Genomic DNA, 11,600 nt, shown 5'->3' with positions numbered 1-11,600 from the left:
AGGAACTTAGTTTTTGTTGCGCTTGAACTTGTCGGCGAAGTCGAGCAGCTTGTGCACTGTTGCCCCCATACCCATCAGCTTGCTGAGGGTGGCACTATCCAGGCGCTGGACATCGTCGAACCAGGTGGTGAACTGCTCGATCAACGTGTGCATGTCGCGCATCCGCGCTTGGGCATGAAGGTCTTCCTCGCTGCTGACATCCTCCAGCAGGGAACTACGCAGCATTGAGAGCGTGGGCTCAATCTCGCGGCGGCGGCGTTCCTCGGCCAGGGTGCGGAATACCTCCCAGGCATCACCGGGCGCTTCGAAGTATTCGCGGCGATCTCCACTGAAATGACGCAGGCACACCAGTCGCCAGGCCTGCAATTCCTTCAGACCCATACTCACGTTGGAGCGCGAGAACTCAAGCGCCTCGGCGATCTCATCGGCGTTCAGGGGGCGTGGCGAGACATAGATCAGTGCGTAAATCTGGCCTACGGTACGGTTGATTCCCCAGCGGGAACCCATCTCGCCAAAATGGGAAACGAAGGCGCGAACAAGTGGCGTCACGGGCAGACTCTCTGTTAGTTTTTGATCTGCATCAAGACTATCATGAAGTTTCAGAAATTTCTGAAAATTGAGAACACTTCAATTCTGCTCATTGACCTACGCACTCTGACGTATTCATGCGCAGAGCCTGACTCCCTACAGTGGCACCACGCGGCAAGACAACGGGCCGCCAGCACACCATCAACTTGCCAGGGAGTTCTTCAATGCAATCTCGTCGCAGCTTCATCAAGATCTCGGCCCTGTCGGCCGCCATGGCCGTCGCCGGCTTCGCATCCTTCAGCGCGTCTGCCGCTGACACCATCAAGGTTGGCGTGCTGCACTCGCTCTCCGGCACGATGGCAATTTCCGAAACCGTGTTGAAAGACACCGTGTTGATGGCGATTGACGAAATCAACGCCAAGGGCGGCGTGCTCGGCAAGAAGCTTGAGCCGGTCGTCGTCGATCCGGCCTCCAACTGGCCGCTGTTCGCCGAAAAGGCCCGCCAGCTGATTTCCAAGGACAAGGTTGCCGTCACTTTCGGCTGCTGGACTTCGGTGTCGCGCAAGTCGGTGCTGCCGGTCTATGAAGAGCTGAACAGCCTGCTCTTCTACCCGGTGCAGTATGAAGGTGAAGAACTGTCGAAGAATGTGTTCTACACGGGGGCCGCGCCGAATCAGCAAGCCATCCCGGCCGTGGAGTATCTGATGAGCAAGGACGGCGGCGGCGCGAAAAGATTCGTGTTGCTGGGCACCGACTATGTCTATCCGCGCACCACCAACAAGATCCTGCGCGCCTTCCTGAAATCCAAGGGTGTGGCCGAGGCCGACATCATCGAGGAATACACCCCCTTCGGTCACAGCGATTACCAGACCATCATCGCCAAGATCAAGAAGTTCTCCTCTGAAGGCAAGAAGACCGCGGTCATCTCGACCATCAATGGCGATTCGAACGTGCCCTTCTACAAGGAACTGGGTAACCAGGGCCTGAAGGCCAGCGACGTGCCGGTCGTGGCGTTCTCGGTGGGTGAAGAAGAATTGCGCGGCGTGGATACCAAGCCGCTGGTGGGCCACCTGGCCGCCTGGAACTACTTCATGAGCGTGAAGAACCCGACCAACACCGCTTTCGTGAAGCAGTGGAGCGACTACGCCAAGGCCAAGGGCATCGCCGGCCACAAGGACAAGCCGCTAACCAATGACCCGATGGAAGCCACCTACATCGGCATCAAGATGTGGGCACAAGCGGTCGAGAAGGCCAAGAGCACCGACACCGACAAGGTGATCGCGGCGATGGCCGGCCAGACTGTGAAGGCTCCGGGCGGCTTCGTTTCCACCATGGACATGAAAAACCATCACCTGCACAAGCCGGTGTTCATCGGCGAGATCAAGGCTGACGGTCAGTTCAAGGTGGTGTGGAAGACGCCAGGTCCGGTCAAGGCTCAGCCCTGGAGCCCCTTCGTAGAAGGCAACGACAAAAAGAAGGATGAGCCGGAAAAGAAGTAAGCACTTGGTATAAATCTGCTGCGCGGGGCAATCTCGAAACTCCGGTGCTCAACGTATTCACATACGTTTCCGCTCCTCGTTTCGACCTTGCTCCCGCTCGCGACGATTTCTCCCTAAGCGCTACGCCCGCCCTGCGCCGAAAAAGCAAAGGGCGAGTCTGGTTCAAGAGGCGTTTCTCTGCTCGGGGAAGCGCAACACATATCTGTGACCCGCCATGACCTTCATGCGCCCCGCTTTCCTCGCTCTGCTGACCCTGGCCCTTTGCGCCATCAGTCCGGCCAGCTTCGCCAAACCCGCGCCCGAACTGGTTCTCCAGCTTGTCATCGGCGACAACGATGCGAAGGTCGCCGCACTCTATGCGATTGCCGGCAGTGCCGATCCCGAAGCCCTGCCGATCCTCGAAGCCCTGCGCGACGACACGCTCAAATCCCTGGGCGGCAAGCAAGCCATCATCTATGACGGCGAAACTGCTGTTGATGCAATTACCGGCGCAAAACTGGCCAAGGTGCCGGACGAACTCGAAGACGTGGTCAGCAATGGTCGTGTCACCAATGCCCTTGAAGGCGCCCTCGCCGCGCTCGACCTGATTTCGCCCGACAAGGCGCTGCGTCTGGCCGCCGTGAAGCAGCTGCAGAACTCGGCCAATCCGGCCATCCTGCCGCTGCTGGAGAAGGCTCTTGCGATTGAAGCGGACCCGCACATCATCAAATTGCTGCGCCTGACCCAGGCCGCAGCCCAGTTGCAGCACCCGGACAAGACAGTACGCCTGGCGGCGATTGCCACGCTGGGCGCCAGCGGCGAGCCTAACGCCAAGCAGCTTCTCGTCGCCCTGCTGGAAAAGGACGGCGCCACACCCAAGGAGCCGGATGAAGCCATCCGTGTCGCCGCCCAGCAAGGCATCAACACCATCAACTCGCAACTCAAGCTTGGCGAGGCGCTGGGCGGACTGTTCACCGGCATTTCGCTGGGCAGCATTCTGCTGCTTGCGGCACTGGGTCTGGCGATTACCTACGGTCTGATGGGCGTGATCAACATGGCCCATGGCGAGCTGATCATGATTGGCGCCTACGCCACTTACGTCGTGCAGAATCTGGTGCGCAACTACGCGCCGGAGCTCTTCGAGTTCTATCCCTTGCTGGCCATTCCGGTGGCATTCATGACCTCCGCCCTGATGGGTGTGCTGATGGAGCGCCTGGTGATTCGCTTCCTCTACGGTCGCCCGCTGGACACGCTGCTGGCTACCTGGGGCATCAGCCTGATGCTGATCCAGCTGGTCCGCACGGTATTCGGTGCGCAGAACGTGATGGTCGAAAACCCCGCCTGGCTGTCGGGCGGCGTGCAGGTGATGGGCAATTTGATGCTCCCCTACAACCGCCTCGCCATCATTGCTTTCGCCATCATTGTCGTGATCAGCATGACCCTGATCCTGACCCGCACGCGGCTCGGCCTGTTTGTCCGCGCCGTCACTCAGAACCGCCAGATGGCGAGCTGCGTCGGCGTTGCCACCCCGCGCGTCGACACCCTAGCCTTCGGGCTCGGCTCCGGCGTGGCCGGGCTGGCCGGCTGCGCGCTGAGCCAGGTCGGCAATGTCGGGCCGGATCTGGGTCAGGGCTACATCATCGATTCCTTCATGGTCGTGGTGCTCGGCGGCGTTGGTCAGCTCGCCGGCACGGTGTATGCCGCACTCGGTCTGGGCGTGCTCAACAAGCTGCTGGAAGGCTACGCCGGCGCTGTACTCGCGAAGATTGCGGTGCTTGTCTTCATCATCATCTTCATCCAGAAACGGCCACAAGGCCTGTTCGCGATGAAGGGCCGGTTTGTAGAAAACTGAGCGCGGAACAATAAGCCATGAACAAAACCCTCACATCCCGACTTTTCGGCCCCAAAGCCTGGACCGCCCTCACCACCTTTGCGGCACTGATGCTGGTGATCGTGCCTTTGCTGAATCTGGCGGTACCCGAAACCAGTGCCCTGCACCTGTCCACCTACTGGGTCACGCTGACCGGCAAGATCATGTGCTACGCCATCGTCGCGCTGGCCATGGATCTGGTCTGGGGCTACACCGGCATCCTCTCGCTGGGCCACGGAGTGTTCTTCGCGCTGGGCGGCTACGGCATGGGCATGTATCTGATGCGGGCCATCGGCCGCGAGGGCAACTACCAGAGCGATCTGCCGGATTTCATGGTCTTCCTGAACTGGAAGGAACTGCCCTGGTACTGGCAGGGCACCGAGCACTTCCTCTGGGCCCTGTTGCTGATCGTGCTGGTGCCGGGCCTGCTGGCTTTCATCTTCGGCTACTTCGCCTTCCGTTCGCGCATCAAGGGCGTGTATTTCTCGATCATCACGCAAGCCATGGCCTATGCCACGATGCTGCTGTTCTTCCGTAACGAAACCGGCTTCGGGGGCAACAACGGCTTCACCGACTTCAAGCGCATCCTCGGCTTCTCGATCACTGCACCGGAAACCCGCATCGTGCTTTTCGGCCTGACCGCTGCTGCGCTGATCGGCTTCCTGCTGCTGGGGCGCCTCATCGTCACCAGTAAGCTCGGGCGAGTGCTGGCGGCGATCCGCGATGCCGAATCGCGCGTCATGTTCTCCGGCTACAACCCCCTGCCCTACAAGCTCTTCATCTGGACCCTGTCGGCCGTGATCTGCGCGATTGCCGGCGCCTTGTATGTGCCGCAGGTCGGCATCATCAATCCCGGTGAAATGAGCCCCGCCAACTCCATCGAGATCGCCATCTGGACCGCTGTGGGCGGGCGCGGCAGCCTGATCGGCCCGCTGATCGGGGCTGGCCTCATCAACATTCTGAAGAGCTGGTTCACGGTGGCGTTTCCCGAATACTGGCTGTATTTCCTCGGCTTGATTTTCATCCTCGTGACCCTATGGCTGCCGCGCGGCGTGCTGGGTCAGGTGCAGAGCTGGTTCAGCAAGAAAGAGGAACGGGCATGACTGAAAATTTCTACCCTCTCCCCCAACCCCTCTCCCTTAAAGGGCGAGGGGAGCCTCAAGCCCTTGCTGCGCAAGAGTTAAAAGGATGCCCCGCATGAACGCTGCAGCTACAACGGAAAAGAAACCCGGCCTGCCAATCTCCGGCGCCGAAAGCGCCTTCGACCGCGCCGTCGGTCTGGAACGCCCGGTTGATTCGACCCAGCTGGACACCACGCACGGCGTGATCCTGTATCTGGAAGGCATTACCGTTTCCTTCGACGGCTTCAAGGCCATCAACAATCTGAACCTCGCCATCGACAAAGGTGAGCTGCGTTCCATCATCGGCCCCAATGGCGCCGGCAAGACCACCATGATGGACGTGATCACCGGCAAGACACGCCCCAGCGCCGGCACCGCCTATTTCGGCCAGACCATCGACCTGACCAAGCTCAACGAAGCACAGATCGCCCACACCGGCATCGGTCGCAAGTTCCAGAAACCGACCGTTTTCGAAGAACTGACCGTGTTCGAGAATCTTGAACTGGCGATGAAGACCGACAAGGGCATCTGGTCGAGCCTGTTCTTCAAGCTCACGGGAGAAGCCCGTAGCAAGGTCGAACAGAAACTCGAACTCATCCGCCTCAAGGATCAGGCCCATCGCCCGGCAGGTCTGCTCTCGCACGGCCAGAAACAATGGCTTGAAATCGGCATGTTGCTGATGCAGGAGCCGCTCCTGCTGCTGCTGGATGAACCTGCGGCGGGCATGACCGACGAGGAAACCGAACGCAGCGGCGAACTCTTTCTGGAACTGGCCGGGGACTACACCCTGGTCGTGGTCGAGCACGACATGGATTTCATCAAGCAGATCTCCGCACGCAACGGCAAGGTGACCTGCCTGCACGAAGGCAGCGTGCTCGCTGAAGGCTCGCTGGAGCAGGTACAGAACGATGAACGGGTGATTGAGGTGTATCTGGGAAGATGAGTGGGGCACTGGCCGTAGGGTGGGCTCGGTGAGCCCACGCGGTTCGTGGAAATCAACGCGTGGGCTCACCGAGCCCACCCTACCGAAGATGTGAGCAACGCGATGTTGAACATAGAAAATCTGAACCAGTACTACGGCGGCAGCCACACTCTGCGCGGCGTCTCGCTCGCCCTCAAGCAAGGCGAAGTCACCACCCTGCTGGGGCGCAACGGCGTAGGCAAGACCACCCTGCTCAAATGCCTGATGGGCCTGCTGCCGGTCGCCAAAGGCTCGGTCAGTTTTGATGGCAAGAACATCACCAAAACCGCGCCGTATGCCCGCGCCGCACTGGGCATGGCCTATGTGCCACAGGGCCGCGAAATCTTCCCTCGCCTCACTGTAGAAGAAAACCTGTTGATGGGTCTCGCCAACGGCAAGGCCTCACGCGGCGTGCCGGGCTACATCTACGAGATGTTCCCGGTGTTGAAAGACATGCTCAAGCGGCGCGGCGGCGATCTATCCGGCGGCCAGCAACAGCAGCTCGCCATCGGCCGTGCGCTGGTCATGCGCCCCAAGCTGCTGATCCTCGATGAACCCACCGAAGGCATCCAGCCCTCCATCATCAAGGACATCGGCTCCGCCATCCGCAAGCTGGCCGAAGGGGGAGAAATGGCCATCCTGCTGGTCGAACAGTATTATGATTTCGCCGAATCGCTGGCCGATCAATATGCGGTCATGGGCCGTGGTGAAATCATCAAGGCCGGGCCGGGCAGCGAGATGCAGGAACAGAATGTAAAGAGTCTGGTGGCAATTTGACGCAATCGTGACAGTAGGGTGGGTTAGCCGTAGGCGTAACCCACCGATCACAATAATTTCCGGGCGTAAAACGCCCGCATGCTTACAACCGGTGGGTTACGCTTCGCTAACCCACCCTACGCGACCCACGCAAGCTGCATGAACGCATTAACCGACGCGATCCTCCTGCAAGAACACTCTCATCAGCAAGGCTGGCAGGCTTCGCTCGACCTGCGTGTCGCCTCGCGTGAGAGCCGCAGCGTGCTGGCGCACAACCTGCATCAGGGGCCGCTGCGCGTGCAGAAGGCGCTGTACCCCGAAGGCGATGCGGTCTGCCAATTGCTGATCCTGCACCCACCGGCCGGAATTGCTGGGGGCGACCAGTTACGTATCACGCTGGACGTCGAGACAGGCGCCCACGCCCAGGTCACCACGCCCGGTGCGGGCAAGTGGTATCGCAGCAAGGGGCCGCTGGCGACGCAAGATATCAATCTGAATATCGCCGCCGATGCCACGCTGGAATGGCTGCCACAAGAGGTGATCATTTTCGATCAGGCGCGCGCGCGTGCCACAACTACCATCAGCCTCGCCGAAGGCGCCCGCGCCATCGGCTGGGACATCCTGTGTCTGGGCCGTCAGGCCAGCGGCGAAGCCTTCGATCACGGCTCATTTCGTCAGCACCTGCGCCTGCAGCGCCCGGACGGCACGCCACTTTGGCAGGAAGCCATGCATCTGCAGGGCAGCGACGCCGCCATGCAGTCTGCCGTCGCCCTGAAGAACTACACTGTTTTCGGGACGCTCTGGCTGGCCGGAGTGAACGCAAAATCGGCGCCCGAGACGGCCTTGACCGAAGCCCTGCGCAGCATCAACATCGCCGAAGGCGAATGTGGCATATCGGCCCTGCCGGATGTCACTGTCGTGCGCTTGCTGTCACACTCCAGTGAAGCGGCGCGTCAGTATTTCGAAGCCATCTGGGCCTTGGCCCGGCCCCATGTATTGCAACGCGAGGCAGTACCGCCTCGCATCTGGAGAACCTGAATGGAACTCACCCCCCGCGAAAAAGACAAACTGCTGATCTTCACCGCCGGCCTGCTCGCCGAGCGTCGCAAGGCCCGTGGCCTCAAGCTCAATTACCCGGAGTCGGTTGCTTTCATTTCCGCCGCCATCATGGAAGGCGCGCGCGACGGGCGCAGCGTGGCCGAACTGATGCACTACGGCACGACACTCCTGTCGCGCGCCGACGTCATGGACGGGATCGCCGAGATGATTCCCGAAATCCAGGTGGAAGCCACCTTCCCGGACGGCACCAAACTCGTCACGGTTCACAATCCAATTATTTAATCAGAGGAGACTCACATGAAACGCAGCCTGCTAGCTCTCATCGCTCTGTTCCCTGCCCTGGCTTCTGCCCACATCGGCGCGGATGCCGGCATCCATCACGGCTCGGCTTTCATCATCGGCTTTACCCATCCCTTCACCGGGCTGGATCACATGGCCGCGATGATCATGGTCGGGGTGTGGAGCATGCTCGCCTTCAGCCATAGCTCGCGCGCATCGCTGGCAGCTCCGGCCGCTTTTGCCGGCCTGCTGCTGATTGGTGGCCTGCTCGGCTTCACAGGCATGGCATTCGGTGCGCTTGAGCCGATGATCGCCGCTTCGCTGCTGGTACTGGGCCTGATGGTCGCACTGCGCGTGAAGCTGCCGGCGCTGGTCGGTGCGCTGATTGTCGGCGCCTTCGCCGTTTTTCATGGCATCGCCCACGGCACAGAACTGCCTGTAGACCGGGCACTGGCGGCCCTCTCCGGCATGCTGCTGGGCACCCTGCTGCTGCACGTCGGAGGGATGGCACTGGCCCGCTTTGGTCTGGAGCGCAATGTCTGGTTGCCGCGTATCACCGGAGCCGTTGTTGCCCTGTTCGGTCTGAGCCTGCTGGCAGCCTGATACGCTTATAAAAGCCGGGAGAGGGCGCTTGCTTACCCTCTCCCCTAGCCCCTCTCCCCGAACGGGAGAGGGGAACGTAATGCGCCGCTTTTGCGGCGGAAAGGAAATCATGATCCCTGGTGAACTTTTCGTCGATGAGGGCGAGCACGAACTCAATGTCGGTCGCCGCACCCAATCGCTCAGCGTAGCGAATACCGGCGACCGGCCGATCCAGATCGGCTCGCACTACCACTTTGCCGAAACCAACGCGGCGCTGAGTTTCGATCGCGTCGCCGCGCACGGCATGCGCCTGAACATCGCCAGTGGCACGGCGGTGCGCTTTGAGCCGGGCCAGAGCCGCACGGTGGAACTCGTTGATTACGCCGGCGAGCGCAAGGTGTATGGCTTCCGCGGCCTGGTACAGGGCAGCTTGTAATTCGTAGGGTGGGTTCGGAGCGTAGCGACAACCCACCAGCCGAACTTTGCAATTAATGAATTGATACATCGGTGGGTTGCTTCGCGAACCCACCCTACGGGGAACCACCATGGCAACAATCTCCCGCCGCGCCTATGCGGAAATGTTCGGCCCCACCGTCGGCGACCGCCTGCGTCTGGCCGATACCGACCTGATTATCGAGGTTGAAAAAGACTTCACCATCCTCGGCGAGGAAGTGAAATTCGGTGGAGGCAAGGTGATCCGCGATGGCATGGGCCAGAGCCAATTGCCTGCCGCTGAAGTGGCCGATACGGTGATCACCAATGCGCTGATCATCGACCACTGGGGCATCGTCAAAGCCGACATCGGCATCAAGAACGGCTACATCAGCGGCATCGGCAAGGCCGGCAATCCGGACGTACAACCCGGCGTGACGATTGCCATCGGCGCGGCCACCGAGATCATCGCCGGCGAAGGCCAGATCATCACGGCCGGCGGCATCGACACCCACATTCACTTCATCTGCCCGCAGCAGATCGACGAAGCACTCATGAGTGGCGTGACCACCATGATCGGCGGCGGCACCGGCCCGGCCACGGGTACCTTTGCCACCACCTGCACGCCCGGCCCCTGGCACATCGCGCGCATGCTGCAGGCGGCAGACGCCTTCCCGATGAATCTGGGCTTTCTTGGCAAGGGTAATGTGAGCCTGCCCGGCCCGGCGGCCGAGCAGATCGAAGCCGGTGCGATTGGTTTGAAGCTGCACGAGGACTGGGGCACCACGCCAGCGGCCATCGACAATTGCCTGGCGGTGGCCGAGAAGTACGACGTGCAGGTCGCCATCCACTCCGACACGCTCAACGAATCCGGCTTTGTGGAAGACACCGCCGCCGCCTTCAAAGGCCGCACCATCCACACCTTCCACACCGAAGGCGCGGGTGGCGGTCACGCGCCAGACATCGTCAAACTCGCCGGCATGAAGAACGTGCTGCCCAGCTCGACCAACCCGACCCGGCCTTACACCGTCAACACCATCGACGAGCATCTGGACATGCTCATGGTCTGCCATCACCTGGATTCCTCGATTGCCGAGGACGTGGCCTTCGCGGAATCGCGCATCCGCCGCGAAACCATCGCTGCCGAAGACATCCTGCACGACATCGGCGCACTCTCCATGATGTCGTCCGACTCGCAAGCCATGGGCCGCGTCGGTGAGGTCATCATCCGCACCTGGCAGACCGCACACAAGATGAAGCAGCAGCGCGGCGCCCTGAAAGGCGATGGCGCGAAGAATGACAACTTCCGCGCCAAGCGCTACATCGCCAAATACACCATCAACCCGGCCATCGCCCACGGTATCAGCCATGTCGTCGGCTCGGTCGAGGTCGGAAAATTCGCCGATCTGGTGGTATGGCGTCCCGCTTTCTTCGGCGTAAAACCCTCCACCATCATCAAGGGCGGCATGATCGCCGCTGCCGCAATGGGCGACGCGAATGCCTCAATCCCCACGCCACAGCCGGTGCACTACCGCCCGATGTTCGGCAGCTTCGGCGGCGGTTTGAAGACCTCGCTGACTTTTGTCTCACAGGCCTCGCTGGACAAGGGCACGCTCACCGGCTTGGGTCTCGCCAAGCCGCTGGTCGCAGTAAAGAACATCCGTAGCGTCACCAAGGCCGACATGATTCACAACGACTGGTGTGGCGACATCCAGGTCGATCCGGAAACCTACGAAGTGCGTGCCGATGGCGAACACCTGGTGTGCGAACCGGCGACTTCACTGCCGATGGCACAGCGTTACTTCCTGTTTTAATTCCGGGAATAGAGACAACAATGCTTGCAAAGCAAAAACGACTCCGAAAGTTTGCACTTAACCTGGATAGGTACGATTGGCCCAACGAATTTGGTTACGACTTATACCTTCGTTCCCGAGCTCTCTGCAATTTTGTTGAACGAGAACTTATCAAGACAGAAGTTTTTTTTGATTCATCGAAGTTGGTACTTAACGGCGCAAAAACTGACAGATTTGATTTTAAGGTCAACTCTTTTGGAGTTGCCTGCCTAAGGGCTCCATTTGATGAAATATCCTATAGAGCCAAAACAGAGGCAATTGATGTTTTTGCTTTCATGCGAACATTCATAAGAACCTGCATTTCAGGGATTTCTGCAGAAAAATCGTACAACCTGACTCCCGTTCTTGATGCTGTTGATAAATTCTTTGATGGCCACTGTGTTAACGAATGGCTCTATCAGAGTAAAACTATTATTCGAAAGAAGCTGGTCGCAAAACTGATTTGCCGAATCTCACAACATCACTTCACTCTGACGCTTGCAACCGAACGGGACGGACAAGCCGAACATTCAACATTAATCTTGAGTACTGATCCAGATCCGCTTGCTTACCACTACGAATTCAAGGACATGAAATTACACGACAACAAGCTGATTATCACTAATCGCAAAAACGGCATCTTGTGTGAAATTCCAGTCACATCACTTGTTCAGCCAATCTAAACCAAACAGACATACTTCC

12 protein-coding genes are annotated in these 11,600 nt (G+C 59.7%); 11 read left to right on the top strand and 1 reads right to left on the bottom strand.

Features of this window, described 5'->3' with window-relative positions; translation table 11 throughout:
• Positions 1 to 6: 6 nt before the first annotated feature.
• Positions 7 to 549, bottom strand: a complete 543-nt coding sequence (locus tag ABXR19_RS07005; protein WP_354600395.1) for a GbsR/MarR family transcriptional regulator — start codon at positions 547 to 549, stop codon at positions 7 to 9.
• Positions 550 to 752: 203 nt separating this feature from the next.
• Here ABXR19_RS07005 and urtA point away from each other — a divergent pair, with 203 nt between their 5' ends.
• The 11 genes from urtA to ABXR19_RS06950 all read left to right on the top strand — a co-directional run bounded on the left by urtA (position 753) and on the right by ABXR19_RS06950 (position 11,581).
• Positions 753 to 2,027, top strand: a complete 1,275-nt coding sequence (urtA, locus tag ABXR19_RS07000) for an urea ABC transporter substrate-binding protein (RefSeq protein WP_354600394.1) — start codon at positions 753 to 755, stop codon at positions 2,025 to 2,027.
• Positions 2,028 to 2,241: 214 nt separating this feature from the next.
• Positions 2,242 to 3,858, top strand: coding sequence for an urea ABC transporter permease subunit UrtB (urtB, locus tag ABXR19_RS06995; RefSeq protein WP_354600393.1), 1,617 nt, complete (start codon positions 2,242 to 2,244; stop codon positions 3,856 to 3,858).
• 17 nt (positions 3,859 to 3,875) lie between these two features.
• Positions 3,876 to 4,979, top strand: coding sequence for an urea ABC transporter permease subunit UrtC (gene urtC / locus ABXR19_RS06990; protein WP_354600392.1), 1,104 nt, complete (start codon positions 3,876 to 3,878; stop codon positions 4,977 to 4,979).
• A gap of 94 nt (positions 4,980 to 5,073) precedes the next feature.
• Positions 5,074 to 5,940, top strand: coding sequence for an urea ABC transporter ATP-binding protein UrtD (urtD, locus tag ABXR19_RS06985; RefSeq protein WP_354600391.1), 867 nt, complete (start codon positions 5,074 to 5,076; stop codon positions 5,938 to 5,940).
• A gap of 102 nt (positions 5,941 to 6,042) precedes the next feature.
• On the top strand, positions 6,043 to 6,735 hold the full coding sequence (urtE, locus tag ABXR19_RS06980) for an urea ABC transporter ATP-binding subunit UrtE (protein ID WP_354600390.1): 693 nt from the start codon (positions 6,043 to 6,045) through the stop codon (positions 6,733 to 6,735).
• A 138-nt stretch (positions 6,736 to 6,873) separates the two neighbouring features.
• Entirely contained in the window at positions 6,874 to 7,752 is an 879-nt protein-coding gene (locus tag ABXR19_RS06975; protein WP_354600389.1) for an urease accessory protein UreD, read from the top strand.
• A complete protein-coding gene (gene ureA / locus ABXR19_RS06970; RefSeq protein ID WP_305978066.1) occupies positions 7,753 to 8,055 on the top strand; it encodes an urease subunit gamma in 303 nt (100 codons plus the stop codon).
• Positions 8,056 to 8,070: 15 nt separating this feature from the next.
• Positions 8,071 to 8,655: a HupE/UreJ family protein gene (locus tag ABXR19_RS06965; RefSeq protein ID WP_354600388.1), complete on the top strand. Its 585-nt coding sequence runs from the start codon at positions 8,071 to 8,073 to the stop codon at positions 8,653 to 8,655.
• A gap of 109 nt (positions 8,656 to 8,764) precedes the next feature.
• Entirely contained in the window at positions 8,765 to 9,070 is a 306-nt protein-coding gene (locus ABXR19_RS06960) for an urease subunit beta (RefSeq protein WP_354600387.1), read from the top strand.
• Positions 9,071 to 9,179: 109 nt separating this feature from the next.
• On the top strand, positions 9,180 to 10,880 hold the full coding sequence (ureC, locus tag ABXR19_RS06955) for an urease subunit alpha (protein ID WP_354600386.1): 1,701 nt from the start codon (positions 9,180 to 9,182) through the stop codon (positions 10,878 to 10,880).
• Complete coding sequence (locus tag ABXR19_RS06950) at positions 10,829 to 11,581, top strand: hypothetical protein (protein ID WP_354600385.1); 753 nt, start codon at positions 10,829 to 10,831, stop codon at positions 11,579 to 11,581. The genes ureC and ABXR19_RS06950 overlap by 52 nt, the downstream gene beginning before the upstream one ends.
• Positions 11,582 to 11,600 lie beyond the last annotated feature (19 nt).

The organism is Uliginosibacterium flavum, assembly GCF_040566545.1.
Lineage (GTDB): Bacteria > Pseudomonadota > Gammaproteobacteria > Burkholderiales > Rhodocyclaceae > Uliginosibacterium > Uliginosibacterium flavum.
This window is presented reverse-complemented; position numbering and strand designations above follow the sequence as displayed.